Origin of the sequence: Paenibacillus sp. FSL E2-0177, assembly GCF_037992975.1 — a bacterium.
Lineage (GTDB): Bacteria > Bacillota > Bacilli > Paenibacillales > Paenibacillaceae > Paenibacillus_AQ > Paenibacillus_AQ odorifer.
Window position 1 is genome coordinate 828124 of the sequence record NZ_CP150307.1, and the last position, 13601, is coordinate 841724.

Annotated in this window: 16 protein-coding genes; 12 read left to right on the forward strand and 4 right to left on the reverse strand. The window is 46.4% G+C overall.

Going from position 1 to position 13601, the window contains the following annotated elements:
* Window positions 1–45 precede the first annotated feature (45 nt).
* The gene (locus MHI25_RS03745) at window positions 46–984 is read right to left on the reverse strand and encodes a hypothetical protein (RefSeq protein WP_340011895.1); all 939 of its coding nucleotides are present in this window, start codon (window positions 982–984) and stop codon (window positions 46–48) included.
* A gap of 50 nt (window positions 985–1034) precedes the next feature.
* Window positions 1035–1682, reverse strand: a complete 648-nt coding sequence (locus MHI25_RS03750) for a DUF1129 family protein (protein ID WP_340395655.1) — start codon at window positions 1680–1682, stop codon at window positions 1035–1037.
* A 198-nt stretch (window positions 1683–1880) separates the two neighbouring features.
* Between MHI25_RS03750 and MHI25_RS03755 the strand changes: the two genes are divergently transcribed.
* The 8 genes from MHI25_RS03755 to MHI25_RS03790 all read left to right on the forward strand — a co-directional run bounded on the left by MHI25_RS03755 (window position 1881) and on the right by MHI25_RS03790 (window position 8232).
* Complete coding sequence (locus MHI25_RS03755) at window positions 1881–2081, forward strand: hypothetical protein (RefSeq protein WP_036680885.1); 201 nt, start codon at window positions 1881–1883, stop codon at window positions 2079–2081.
* Window positions 2082–2478: 397 nt separating this feature from the next.
* The gene (locus tag MHI25_RS03760; RefSeq protein ID WP_340394987.1) at window positions 2479–2835 is read left to right on the forward strand and encodes a hypothetical protein; all 357 of its coding nucleotides are present in this window, start codon (window positions 2479–2481) and stop codon (window positions 2833–2835) included.
* 102 nt (window positions 2836–2937) lie between these two features.
* Complete coding sequence (locus tag MHI25_RS03765) at window positions 2938–3768, forward strand: alpha/beta fold hydrolase (protein ID WP_076195105.1); 831 nt, start codon at window positions 2938–2940, stop codon at window positions 3766–3768.
* Window positions 3769–3853: 85 nt separating this feature from the next.
* Window positions 3854–4630 carry a class III extradiol ring-cleavage dioxygenase gene (locus MHI25_RS03770; RefSeq protein WP_340394988.1) on the forward strand — a complete coding sequence of 259 codons (777 nt, stop codon included), beginning with the start codon at window positions 3854–3856 and terminating at the stop codon, window positions 4628–4630.
* Window positions 4631–4834: 204 nt separating this feature from the next.
* Window positions 4835–5932, forward strand: coding sequence for a DUF3048 domain-containing protein (locus MHI25_RS03775; protein WP_076104156.1), 1098 nt, complete (start codon window positions 4835–4837; stop codon window positions 5930–5932).
* A gap of 202 nt (window positions 5933–6134) precedes the next feature.
* Window positions 6135–6752, forward strand: coding sequence for a DUF47 family protein (locus MHI25_RS03780; protein ID WP_036686871.1), 618 nt, complete (start codon window positions 6135–6137; stop codon window positions 6750–6752).
* A gap of 13 nt (window positions 6753–6765) precedes the next feature.
* Window positions 6766–7758 (forward strand): inorganic phosphate transporter, encoded by a 993-nt coding sequence (locus MHI25_RS03785; protein WP_036686873.1) that lies wholly within the window; start codon window positions 6766–6768, stop codon window positions 7756–7758.
* Between the two features lie 81 nt (window positions 7759–7839).
* Window positions 7840–8232 carry a hypothetical protein gene (locus MHI25_RS03790; protein ID WP_340394989.1) on the forward strand — a complete coding sequence of 131 codons (393 nt, stop codon included), beginning with the start codon at window positions 7840–7842 and terminating at the stop codon, window positions 8230–8232.
* Between the two features lie 389 nt (window positions 8233–8621).
* On the opposite strand, the gene MHI25_RS03795 is transcribed toward MHI25_RS03790, so the two are convergent.
* Window positions 8622–8918 carry a hypothetical protein gene (locus MHI25_RS03795; protein ID WP_340394990.1) on the reverse strand — a complete coding sequence of 99 codons (297 nt, stop codon included), beginning with the start codon at window positions 8916–8918 and terminating at the stop codon, window positions 8622–8624.
* Between the two features lie 458 nt (window positions 8919–9376).
* Here MHI25_RS03795 and corA point away from each other — a divergent pair, with 458 nt between their 5' ends.
* Window positions 9377–10336, forward strand: coding sequence for a magnesium/cobalt transporter CorA (gene corA, locus MHI25_RS03800; RefSeq protein ID WP_076136897.1), 960 nt, complete (start codon window positions 9377–9379; stop codon window positions 10334–10336).
* An 82-nt stretch (window positions 10337–10418) separates the two neighbouring features.
* Here the strand turns inward: corA and MHI25_RS03805 are convergent, their stop codons facing one another.
* Window positions 10419–10979 carry a hypothetical protein gene (locus MHI25_RS03805; RefSeq protein WP_038568686.1) on the reverse strand — a complete coding sequence of 187 codons (561 nt, stop codon included), beginning with the start codon at window positions 10977–10979 and terminating at the stop codon, window positions 10419–10421.
* A gap of 429 nt (window positions 10980–11408) precedes the next feature.
* Between MHI25_RS03805 and MHI25_RS03810 the strand changes: the two genes are divergently transcribed.
* From MHI25_RS03810 to MHI25_RS03820, 3 genes are all read left to right on the forward strand, one after another.
* Window positions 11409–11699 carry a YerC/YecD family TrpR-related protein gene (locus MHI25_RS03810; protein WP_019913624.1) on the forward strand — a complete coding sequence of 97 codons (291 nt, stop codon included), beginning with the start codon at window positions 11409–11411 and terminating at the stop codon, window positions 11697–11699.
* A gap of 3 nt (window positions 11700–11702) precedes the next feature.
* Window positions 11703–12473 carry a CbiX/SirB N-terminal domain-containing protein gene (locus MHI25_RS03815; RefSeq protein WP_340394991.1) on the forward strand — a complete coding sequence of 257 codons (771 nt, stop codon included), beginning with the start codon at window positions 11703–11705 and terminating at the stop codon, window positions 12471–12473.
* A gap of 230 nt (window positions 12474–12703) precedes the next feature.
* On the forward strand, window positions 12704–13594 hold the full coding sequence (locus MHI25_RS03820; protein ID WP_036680719.1) for a diacylglycerol kinase: 891 nt from the start codon (window positions 12704–12706) through the stop codon (window positions 13592–13594).
* Window positions 13595–13601: the final 7 nt, after the last annotated feature.

Genomic DNA, 13601 nt, shown 5'->3' on the forward strand with positions numbered 1-13601 from the left:
GCCCGTCCCTATTCATTTCAGGGACGGGCTTTTGTGGTTTCTTTATTAGAGAGGTAACGAAGTCTTACGATATTGCTCGACCTCATCGGTCAATTTATAGCTATTATCTTTCATTAATTTCATGAAGCTATCCAGCTTTTGTAGAAATGGGCTGCTGTCATTATTTTTGGTCAGAATACTGGAGTAAGCCTTTTGCGCCTCCAAATCCATTTCCAGATTGTCATAATGGAAGAGAGGAGTGTTATTCTGGCCGTAAAACGTATTATTCACATACATAGTGTACAAGGCTTTTACAGCAGAAATTCGGTTTGATTTCGGATGATTTTGAATGAATTGCTCTTGAGATAAAGCTCTGGCTGCTACCTCAGTCCAGGCGATAACTAGCCCGTTGTCCTTGGAAGAGGGCAGATCCGATTCGGTGGCCATAATGGTAATATAAGCGCTGATATCATTGGTGACGTATAGCTTGTACTTGCGGTAAGCCCCATAATCGATCACCGGGAAAAAAGTACCCTCAGCTGTCTCCAGCTTATATCCGCTTTCGCTGGCACTTTTCAGCAGTGTACGCAGCTGGAGATCATCAGTAATAGCAGCAAGAGAAGACATGCTGGCGCCTGCTTTATAAATGGCGGTGAGCTTCCGCTGGACAGCATTGGTACTGAATTTACTTTCCCAGGCTTGCAGCGCAGCTTTATGCAGATTCTCAAGCTTCAGGGTCAGCATTGTTGCACGATACGACCCTACCGCATACATATTGGAGTTCAAATATTTTATGGCTTCGGGTAACTTGTCAGAGGTAGATAACAGCGGTAATGCAGCTTTATAGACAGCCTCTGCATGATTATTGCTAGCTGCTTGAGGAATTGCCTTAGCGCCTTCCCCAGGAGGGCTGGTAGCACCTTCGGCGTGAATAGCACTGGGCACTATGCCTAGCCCTAAGGCTATAGCTAGAACGGAGTAGAGAATATGATGCTTCTTAATCATGGAAGTTTCCCCCTATCTATCGGATGGAATAATGTTTTCAGCCTAGGTATTTATTTTTTGAAAAATATAAATTTCAGTCCCAACCCCCCAATGATGCACAGAATTAAACTTACCCACGGGGATATTGTAATGACCGGAAATAACCTATCGAGGAACATACCGATAAATACAGCAGCTACTGCGATGCCAATATAGATGCCAAGGCTTTTTATATCAAAAGGTTTGGCACTGGGTGCATCGCTTTCCGACAAGGAAGACATCCATTTCATAATGAGTTCAATTAAGATAATGGAGCCTACTCCCACAGCGAGCAGGGTGAAAAGGCTGATCTGTCCGAACATTCCAGGTGAATCGTCAGTCCATTGGAAGAAGAGTCCACCGATTGCCAATATCCCAAAAAGACAGGTCAGAGCTGCGCAGGGAATCATCAAGTAATAGTTCCATTTACTGCGCACCGGGCGCCCGGGAACACTGTCTATGATTTCTTTAAAATAATCGTGCGGATTCTCGCCGAATACTTGCTTGGCATTTTTCCCTTTACGTTGTTCCTTCAACAGCAGCTTGGCCGCATCCAGCAAAAGTTCCTCTCCGCGCAGAGGGTCAATTCGACTGGCTCGCACCGCAAGGATCATATCTTCTAAATAGGAGCGATTGAAGGGCGTCAACTGCTCACGCAGGGCGTTATTTTCCTTAATCATATCTTTCACTTTCATAATTTGGATGTAAACCTCCAGTGTTGTTAATCGGTATAGTCTTTAACCTAGAGTATACGTTTGCATGACAGGTCTACGCAAGGACAACCATTTCTATGGCGATATGCATAATCCTTTTAGAAGAGTGAACACTGATAATGTTGTTGCTTGATCAATATAGCATTGGGAAAGGTTGGGAGCTTTATGGAACATGAGAATAAGAAAGAACAGGGAAGATCCATGGGCAACGGTTTCGAGCCTACGCCCAATAATTCAATGGGGGATTGGGGCGGCTCCGATGGATTCAGCATGTGGGATTCCGCAGAAGATGCTCCCGAGGGCTTGCTTAAGGATTGGGAAGGCAGCCATGAAACCCATGAGATGTTTAACGACAGCTACGATTGATTAACAACCCTGGTCATTCATCTCGAAAAAACAACAGAGCAGCGATCCACCGATACTGGGGATCGCTGCTCTTTGTTTTTTGGTGGGGTTCTGAAACCCCGGAACCCCGGAACCCCGGAACCCCGGAACCCCGGAACCCCGGAACCCCGGAACCCCGGAACCCCGGAACCCCAGAACCCGGGAACCCCGGAACCCCGGGAACCCCGGGAACTCCAGAGCTCCCAGACCCCCGGTTGTCAGTATCCACGATCTTTCGGACTCAGATGACGTTATTAGCCAAATTATCGCCTTTTCAGCACAGTTTCGGACCCCAGTGACGCTATTGCTCGAAAAGTAGCTCTTATTTGCTGTTTTACAGGGTGATAGCGACTATGGGGTCCGATAGAATTCAAAAAGTGTGCTAAATCTGCGAATAGGGTCTTCTGAGTCCGAAGGAGCTACTGAGTCCGAAGGAGCAGCTGAGTCCGATGAAGCTACTGAGTCCGAAGGAGCAGCTGAGTCCGCTGAAGCTACTGAGTCCGAAGGAGCTGCTGAGTTCGATGTAGTTACTGAGTCCGAAGGAGCCGCTGAGTCCGCTGGAGCAAGTGAATCCGATAGAGCTGCTGAATCCCGGAGTGGCGGTTTCAATCCACTCGACGTGGGAGCCCCAGAGTCATGTTCATATCTTACGGGATACCCTGTTTGTCGTGCAGACTCTAATGCCCAATACTCCCCGCAGATTATTAAGAATTGTCCCTTGCTGTTGACAATATGAACGAAATATTTATAATTAGATTATAATCCATACTAAGTTAATCGGAATTCTAATAAATTAAAATAAATTAAATTATAAATATAATTATAGGAGGATGCGGCAATGGAACGGAATATTGTAATCCGGCATAACGGAGAAGAATTGACGGCGAGCATACATTACCCGAACAAAGAGAAGGGAACCTCTTCGCGTTGCAAGGATAGACTGCCATTAGCCGTGATCTGCCACGGATTTGTGGGGAATCGTATTGGCGTAGACCGGATTTTTGTGAAGGCTGCTCGTGAGCTGGCACAAGAGGGATATATGGTTATTCGTTTTGATTATGTGGGCTGCGGCGAGAGCAGCGGGAATTATGGCGGCGAAGACATGGAATCGATGATCGCTCAGACTAGAGCGGTGCTTGATTACGGAATTAGCTCTGCTGATGTGGACCCACAGCGCGTGACGCTGATTGGCCATAGCCTGGGTGGCGCGGTGGCGCTGCTGACAAGTATTCGCGATCGCCGCGTGAAGAATCTCGTGTTATGGGCCTCTGTTGGTTATCCTTTCAATGATATTGTGAAAATTGTAGGGCGGGAGGCGTATGATCGTGCTGTGAAGAATGGATCAGCCGATTATGTGGGCTACTCGTTTACGCCGGTATATTTTAATTCTTTGGCGGCTTTTCAGCCCTTCCAAGAAGCGAGCAAATTTAGCGGCGATGTACTCGTCATTCATGGCACCTCTGATGATGTCATTCCGGTGGATTACGCTTTTCTTTACCAGAAGCTGTTCTGGACACGTCCCGAAGGACGTTGCGATAAAGAGATCATTTTTCAAGGGGATCACACCTTTTCTTCTGGACCGGCGCAGCAGCAGCTGCTTAAGCGGACTATAGAATGGATGAACGAACAAGAGCATCTGCAGACAGAGTGGCAGAATTGGATGATTTAGGAGAAGGTTTTTATTCGCATTAACTTGCAATAAGCGGTAAAATAAAGATGCACACCATATACTGGGTTATGGAGGTTGGCATCCTATGAAATTACCGTCATTTTTTATTGCGCACGGTTCTCCGCTCCTCGCACTGGAGGATAACGAGTATACCCGTTTTCTGGAGTGGCTTGGTCAAGAACTTGAAGCGCCACGCGGTATAGTAGTTTTCTCAGCGCATTGGGATAGCCCTGAACAGCTACTTACCGTTGATGAACTGCACGAGACACAGCATGACTTCTACGGATTCCCTGAAGAAGTTTACACGCTGACCTATCCGGCCCCGGGCGATCCGGCCCTAACAAGACGGATTTCTGAGCTCTTCAAGGATAACAATCTATCACATCAGCCCGTTCTGGGGCGAGGACTCGATCATGGAGTCTGGGTGATACTGAAAAAAATGTTCCCGAACGCCGACATTCCGGTAGTTGCTTTATCCGTCGATTCCCTGCGCTCTCCCAAGGAGCAGTACAATATCGGGCGGATGTTAGCACCGCTTCGTGACGAAGGCATACTGCTGATTGGAAGCGGTGGACTTGTTCACAATTTGCGGATGCTAAGTGAAAGTGAGCAGCCTGAGGATTGGGCACTTGAATTCGATGCCTGGATTGCCAAGGGACTAGAAGCCTGGGATTTGCCTTCACTTTTTGCGTATGAGAAAAAAGCTCCACATGTACGCGATGCGGTTCCTTCTTATGGAAGAGAGCATTTTGCACCTCTCTTTTACGCGATGGGAACAGCGGATGGCAGCAGGAAGGCAGAGCGGATTTTTCAGGCTTATCAGTATGGGACATTAAGTCTTAATTGCTGGAAGCTAGACTAACTGAATGAATAAGAGACCCGCAGGGTGCAGCCGCAATGGCTGTACCCTTTTTTTAATATGAGAATTTATCTATTCCATGCTATAAAATTTCCTTATGCTCGCTATGAAAAAAGGGAGAAGGTGATCAAGACAAATGGGACTGACTGTGATTAAATGGAAGGAATCAGTGAGTTTCATAAAACGTTTAGGAGGAACTACAAGCTTATGAAAGTAAATTGCTCTTCTTCCCGTCTGTTATCTGCCATTGTATTGACCACCCTATTGCTCTCCGCTTGCGGAACACAGAGTGCAAATAATGAGATCACCCCGACACAGCAGCCTACCGCAGAGCCCACGCCTATCGAAACGATTCAACCCTCACCTACTATTGATCCCGCTGCTGAGCTCGTATCCGGATTAACAGGTCTTCCAGTTTCTGAAGACAGTCTTCCACGTCCCTTGGCCGTAATGATAAATAATGCTCCTGCCGCCCGGCCGCAATCGGGGGTTAGTGAAGCAGATATTTTGTATGAGATTCTTGCCGAAGGTGGTATTACGCGTTTGATTGGTATTTTTCAGAGCCATACAGGTGTGGTGAAAATCGGACCGATTCGCAGCATCCGCCCCTATTTGCTGGATATTGGCGAGAGCTACGGCGGTGTGACGGTGCATGCAGGAGGGAGTCCGGCGGCTTATGCCATTTTGCAAAAAGAGAAAAAAGAAGATATGGACGAGATCGGCCGTGCCGGAGCTTATTTTTGGCGGGATAAAGCGCGAAAAGCACCACATAACCTGTACAGCAACGCAGCCAAACTGCGGGAAGGTGCCGAGAAGCTTGGGTTTGCGCAAAGTGTGAAGGTACCCGGGTATCTTTTTAACAATCCAGATTACATACCGGCGGACGGAGAGAAAGCCGCTGAATTTAGCATAAACTATCTGCTCAAAAGTTATAAAGTTGACTATAAATATGATCCTAAACGTCAGACCTATCAGCGTTATGTGAATGACAAACCTCATTTGGATCTAAATAACGATAATCCGGTGGAAGCGGCCAATGTGATGGTTATAGGAGCCGATCACAAAGTGCTTGATGATGTCGGAAGACTTCAGATTGATGTGGAGCTTGGCGGGGAAGCGTTGCTTTTTCAGCGGGGACAGGTCACCAAAGGCAGATGGTCGCGTGAACCAGGGGATGTGATCCGTTTTGTGAGGGATGGAAAAGAAGAGCTGATGTATCCAGGAATTACCCATATTTTGGTGGTCCCTAATGCGCCTTCATTTAGCAGTCATGTGGTATATGGCGGGGCGGATGGTACAACATAAGAAAGTCGGAATATCCAGTGTTATACAGATTTGTGTTCGGAATAATGGGTATGTGTTAATAGAGTGTAAAAAAGTTCATTTCTATAGCTTCTATACCTTGTACGGATATGATAAGATAACAAGGGTTGTCATTCATTTTCATGCTTTTTACATATGAATGGCTCTGTATTCACGGTAATTTTATGTAAAGGGGTTTAAAACAATGAAGTTGAGAAAAAAGGACATATTCTTTGAGACGCTGGAAAATATGGCCGATACTATTGTCCAAGCTGCAGATTATTTTGCTCAGAATATCACTGATCTCCGGAATAATGTCGATAATTTCGCTGCAGAGATGAAAAAGTACGAATCCCAATGTGATACTTACACGCACACCGTCATCAAAGAATTGAACAAGACGTTTATTACGCCGCTTGAACGTGACGACATTATGGACTTGATCACAAGCATGGATGATGTCATCGATGGTCTGGAGGCATCCGCCTCACGTTTCTATATGTACAACCTTCTTGACCCGGATGAATACATTGTACAATTCGCCGAAATCCTTCGTCAGTGTGCTTATGAAATCCAAAAAGCGGTTCATTTGCTCTCCCAGAAGAAATTGTTGGCGATCCGTGAATATACAATCCGTCTGAATGACCTTGAGAATCAAGGGGACGAAGTGCTGCGTATTTGTACTAAGGTCCTGTTCGAAACTGTAAAAGACCCGATTGAGCTGATTAAACGCAAGGAACTGTATGAGCGGCTCGAGACCACTACAGACAAATGTGAAGATGTAGCCAACATGTTGGAATCGATCATCATGCGCAACTCATAAGGGGTACTAGAATATGGAAACATCTATATGGATTCTTGGAATTGTTATATTTCTCGCGCTTGCGTTTGACTTTATCAATGGATTCCATGATACGGCCAACGCAATTGCTACCTCTGTCTCAACACGTGCCTTAAAACCGCGAACAGCAATTATTATGGCAGCACTGATGAACTTTGTTGGGGCCTTGATGTTTACAGGTGTGGCCAAAAAAATCGGCGGAAGTATCACCGACCCGACCTTGCTTGAAAATGGGTTGGATATCATAATAGCCACGCTGATTGCTTCGATTATTTGGAATTTGATTACTTGGTGGCTCGGAATTCCATCCTCATCGTCTCATGCACTGATCGGCGCTTTAGCGGGTGCAGTATACGTGGGGGCAGGCTCAGCACACATCAATTGGGGCGGGTTTGTGGAAATTGTCGAAGGACTGATTTTCTCCCCAATCATTGCGTTTGTTATTGGTTATATTATCATGACCATCCTGAAATGGATCTTTGCTAAGCGTAGTCCACATACGGTCAACAAGGGCTTCCGCTCTATGCAGGTCCTTACGGCAGCGTTACAGTCGTTCACACATGGTACGAATGATGCGCAAAAAGCGATGGGGATCATTACTTTTGCACTCGTTACCTCAGGACGTCAAGAAACTATGGATGTTATCCCTTTGTGGGTTAAGATAGCTGCAGCTACGGCTATGGCGCTCGGTACCTCCATCGGTGGTTGGAAGATTATTAAGACTATGGGTACGAAGATTTTCAAAATCGAACCTATTAACGGTTTCGCGGCTGATATTTCCGCGGCATCTGTTATTTTCTCAGCAACGCTGCTGCATTTGCCAGTAAGCTCAACGCATGCGATCACATCAGCGATCCTTGGGGTAGGCTCTGCCAAACGTTTCTCTGCAGTGAAATGGGGAGTAGCCGGACGTATTGTGGTCACTTGGTTCATCACGATTCCAATCAGTGCGGTATTAGCAGGTCTGATTTTCAAAATCATTTTTTAAACACCCTTTAATAAAGATGTCAGTTAGCCATTGGGCTGCGGACATCTTTTTTTGTTGTGTGGACATGAGGATGGGTGAAGAATGTACGGTATAAATCCCGTAGAAATGACGGAGTTTGGCGATGGAGGGGGAATGTACGGTATAAATCCCGCAGAAATGGCGGAGTTTGGCGCTGGAGGGGGAATGTACGGTATAAATCCCGTAGAAATGATGGAGTTTGGCGATGGAGGGAAAATGTACGGTATAAATCCCGTAGAAATGACGGAGTTTGGCGTTGGAGGGGGAATGTACGGTATAAATCCCGTAGAAATGACGAAGTGTGGCGTTGGAGGGGGAATGTACGGTATAAATCCCGTAGAAGTGACGAAATTCGAGGATGCTGACAAAAAGAAGAGCATAATTGCCCTAGAATTGGAGACACTTCGTCGAAGAAGCAGAAAGAAAGGCATAAATGCCTTAGAATGGGTGAACTAGCGTCGAAGAAGCAGAAATAAAGGCATAAATGTCTTAGAATTAGTGGAATAGCGTCGAAGAAGCAAAAAGAAAGGCATAAATGCCTTAGAATGATGGAACCTGACTTGTATGAGGTTGGACCAGCCCAACTTAACACATTTCAAGGGAACCCAGCGCGCCTAAATCCAGTTCATCGTAACGTAACCTAGCCCAAAATAACTCAGCCCAGTCCAACTTACCTCATTTCAGCAGAATCCAGCGCACCGAAGTCCAGCCCTGCACAAAGTAACCTAGCCCAAATTAACTAAGCCCAGTCCAAGTTACCTTATTTCAGCAGAATCCAGCGCACCGAAGTCCAGCCCTGCACAAAGTAACCTAGCCCAAAATAACTCAGCCCAGTCCAACTTACCTCATTTCAACGGAATCCAGCGCACCTTAATCCAGTCCATCGTAACGTAACCTGGCACAAAATAACTCAGCCCAGTCCGACGTAACACATTCCAACGGAATCCACCGCAACACAGTCCAATCTTGCGCAAAGTAACTAGTCCAACCCAACCCAACCCAACCCAACCCAACCCAACCCAACCCAACCCAACCCAACCCAACCCAACCCAACCCAACCCAACCCAACCCAACCCAACCCAACCCAACCCTATTCTCTTTCTCCCTGCTTTTCTGCCGTCCATGAGCATCACTATATTCATAATTCCCACCTGCACTCAACTTTACAGTCAAGAATTGCATCCCTATCCCACGGTCACTACCAGCCCAAAGTAAAACATATGTTACTTACGGTAATGAACGAGAGGCGTTGAACTCAAACTTTTGCGAAATCAAGGTCAGTCTGCTTACGATCGAAGGGTTGTTTACCATCCCTAATGAGCACTTTTTCACCAACTAATTAGTAAAAATAGCGATAGTAATTCACAGCTATGAATTCATCTCACTCATAAACCCGATACCGACAGCGGAGAATAAGGATAGCTCGCCCCCCGCACAACCAACCTTACACAAATGAATCGAGCATTAACGAACGACGAAGCACCAAATGTATCTTAGTCTAGCTTGAGGGGTGCTGCTGGCTATGTTTTTTGCTTTTTGGAAGAGTTGTCTTCTTGCTGTACAATAGAGGCGTGGAAGAAGATGAAGCGGAGGAACATTTATGATACGTACACTTGTTGTCACACATAAAGGTGAGGTGCTGACAGAGATCCCTCTGCAAAATATCCGGCTGGAGGATTATGCTTGGATATGGGCAGATTTTGCTACGCCTACGCCAGAAGAAACGCTTTTGCTGGATCAATATTTTCATTTTCACCCCTTAGCGATAGAGGACTGTATGCATGTGTTGCAGCGGCCGAAGCTGGATCATTATGAGAATGTGCAGTTTTTTGTGCTGCATGCGCTGAATGAGCGGACGTTGGATGCTGAGGAGGTTGACCTATTTTTAAGCGCGAACTTTCTTGTCTCCTATCACCATCAGGAAAAAGCAGAGATGAATGAAGCGTGGGAACAGGTGAAGAGCGAAATACATAGTCGAAAAGGCTGGTCGGGTGGGCCGATGGCAGCTGCATATACGGTGATGGACAAGCTGGTGGATAAATATTTTCCATGTCTCTACAGTTTAGAGGACGAGCTTGCGGATCTGGAGAGCAGCGGCAGCAGTGAGTCGGTGGAGGAATTGATGAGCCAGGTGTTTGGCGTGCGCGGAAGACTCCTCAAAATGCGGCGGACGATTGTGCCGATGCGCGACTTGATGTACCGGATCGTGAATTCACAGCATGTCCAGAGCAATGGCGAGGAACGGATTTATTTTGGCGATATTTATGACCATCTGCTAAAACTCTCCGATATGATTGAGGCTGATCGGGAAATGACAGCGGATTTGCGTGACAGCTACATTTCACTCAATTCCAACCGGATGAATTCGATTATGAAAACACTAACGGTAATCACCACCGTATTCATGCCGCTGACGCTTATCGCCGGGATCTACGGGATGAACTTTGTGAAGATGCCTGAACTAGAGTGGAAGTATGGTTATTTTGGTGTGTTGCTGTTTATGCTGGTAGTTGGTTTTGGGATGTTCCGATGGTTTCGACGGAGTGGCTGGTTTAAGTAAAAATAGAGCAGAAGCGCTAACAGCAAATCTCTTTTCTGCGAGAATTGCTGTTTTTCTGATACATAGCTAGAAAACGTCACCGCTATTTGCGGCGACGTTTTCCGGTGGAAGAAGTAGAGCGCCGGCGAGTAGTTGTAGTAGATTTGCGACGGGGTGAGGTGGAGCGCTTTTTTTTGCGGCGATTAGGACTGTACAGGGCGGCATCCTCTTCGGCGGCTAGTGCGCCTGCTGCGCCTTTGTTTTTACCGAAGCTACCCATGAACAGCTTAACCATTGGAGCCATCTGCTGGAAGCCGGACATCACCTTTTGTACTTTACCCATAGAGTTTACGATCCCGTCAATGCCGCCCATACGATCGATGATGCCTTTGATTTGCTCCATATTCCCACCAATTCCGCCACCGCCGCCTAAGCCGCTGAGCAGTCCGGCAAGCCCGCCGCTTGCCTTTGTTGCAGCTTCAGCTGCAGGGAGCGCTAGCGCAGTTTCGGTGGCAGCTTCTGCTCCTAAAGCAGGAAGGATTCCGGTCTCACCTGGGAGAGCTGAGGGCGCATATGAACTGAGGCCGGGGTAGGCAGAGGCATTATACGAATCGCTCAGTGAACGCTGATTCCGGCGGGAATGATTATAGTAATGATCAGGCATAATATCACATTCCTTTGTTAGTGGTCTGCTATACTGTATGTCATGGGCGAACATACGGTATAGACGAATGCCCGGGTAATAGGGATAGGAGCGGAAAAGGGCGTATGCCTATAAACAGGTTAAAGTAGTGAAGAAACCGTGTACGAGCTTGATTTTCGGCGCTTTTGTAGTACTATAGTGTAGGCGATAATTCTTATGTAGAGAAAAATACTTGTATTGGGGTACATAAATGGTGTGCGCGTGGGGTGGACGTTTGTCCATCATTTTCGTTCTTTACAGCGTGAAATCGTTAATGCTTGAAAAATGCGCTCCAGTGCAATATAGTAAAGGCAGGATAGTGACATTAGGTTGATGTTTCCGGAGCTAGTTTTGTACGGAGCTTAATCAGAGAAACTAATGCTGATAGAACTTTTAGGGGATGAAAAATTGATGCAACTTAAGAAGTTAAATGATAAAAGTATAGACCAATTATTTGAAGCCATTTTAACATTAAAGAATATGGAAGAATGTTATGTTTTCTTTGATGATTTGTGCACCGTGAACGAGATTCAATCGCTGTCGCAACGACTGGAAGTAGCGCGTATGCTTGGCAAAGGTTCGACCTACAATCAGATCGAAGCAGAGACAGGAGCAAGTACAGCTACTATTTCCCGTGTAAAACGTTGCCTGAACTACGGAAATGATGGTTATAAATTAACGCTGGAACGTTTGGGACGCTAATTTATGGTACCGGGCGTACTTATTATCAGTCACGGCTCCCGCGACGAGGTTTGGGTGTCGATCGTGGAAGAGGCCGTAAGCGAATTATCGCTAGATGAAGAGATGCCAGTGGTGGTCTCTTTTTTAGAGCTGGTAGAGGGCCGTCTGATTCAAGATGGAATAAATGAACTGGAACATGCAGGGGTCACAGATATAATTGTGATCCCATTGTTCGTTTCCTCGGGTAGCACACATGTCGATGAAATAGAATATGCACTAGGGGCTAAACCTGCACCTGAACGTGAGACCGATTTAGAGCCGTTCCACGTGAAGGCTAAGGTTCACTATGGTTATCCTGTCGACGATGACCCGGACATCGCTGTGATGATCTGGGACAAGCTCCGTAAGCTGTCTACGAAACCGGAACGTGAGACAATTCTGCTAGTGGGTCATGGCAGCATTTATGATGGCTTCCGCCAGCGTTGGCAGCAGGGCATCTCTTCACTGGCAGGACGTGTACGTGAGGTGAGCGGCGTAGCGGCGGCCGATTATGGTCTGCTGAATCCGGACAGTGTAAGAAGCAAAGTGGAGAATTGGCAGGAGCAGGGTCACGAGGTATTGGTGGCGCCGCTTTTTTTGAGTGAAGGTTATTTCACTAAACATGTGGTTCCGAACAGACTTAAAGGGTTAACCTATAAGTATTCTGGCCAGACGCTTTTGCCGCACCCGCTTCTTCCGCATTGGATTGAGAGACAGGTAGAGACACTCCTCGAACAGATTCGAAAAGAGAGTTAAAAAGCTTCCTTTTTAGCCCACTTAATCATGAAAAATAGTGCCCATTTCCGTGGATAATACGGGATTTGCCGCATACACATATATATAGTTGTTTTTGCCTAATAAGGTGTCGTGAATTGTTGTATAATGGAATATTTACGATAAATGTCCTCTGACATTGATTGTAGTGGTCCGAATTAGGTATAATCAATTAGGTTATTCTATTATAAAAAACAGGTGGCGTTCCGGTAATGAAAACTGCGAGATTGATTTATAATCCCACTTCTGGACGGGAAGAAATGAAGAAGCGGCTCGCCGACATTTTGGACCGGCTGGATACGGGTGGCATTGAAGCCTCCTGCCATGCAACGACCGGAGAAGGCGATGCTATGTTAGCTGCTGCGGATGCAGTAGAGCGCGGTTATGATCTAATCATAGCAGCCGGTGGGGATGGCACTTTAAATGAGGTTATCAATGGTATGGCGGAGAAACCTAATCTCCCCCCGCTTGGCGTATTGCCACTTGGGACTACCAATGATTTTGCACGTGCGATGGGGATCCCGAAGAATTGGGAAGATTCCGTTGATTTAATCCTTCGTCAAGAGTCGCGTCCGATTGATATCGGTAAAGCCAATGATCGTTATTTCATTAATATAGCAGGCGGTGGCAGTCTAACCGAACTGACCTATGAAGTTCCAAGTAAGCTGAAGACCATGATAGGGCAGCTTGCGTACTATTTAAAAGGTATTGAAAAAATGGTCAGCCTATCTCCTCAGGAACTAATCATTCGTGCCAATGGGCAGGAGGTTATTCATGATGAGTTCATGCTGTTCCTGATTGCAAATACGAATTCTGTCGGCGGCTTTGAAAAACTTGCCCCCGGCGCTCGAATCGATGACGGTCTGTTAGATGTTATTGCGGTTAAAAAATGCAACCTGGCAGAGTTTGTCCGTTTGGTTAGATTGGCCCTTCGTGGCGAGCATTTGCAGGATAAAAAGGTTGTGTATTTCCGTACGGATGCAATGGATGTAATCTCTCCAGGGCATGTCCAATTGAACTTGGATGGAGAACTTGGCGGAGAGCTGCCGGGTCGTTTTCGGATTTTGCCGCAGCATCTGCGGATTTTTGCTCAGAATAATTAGGTTGATT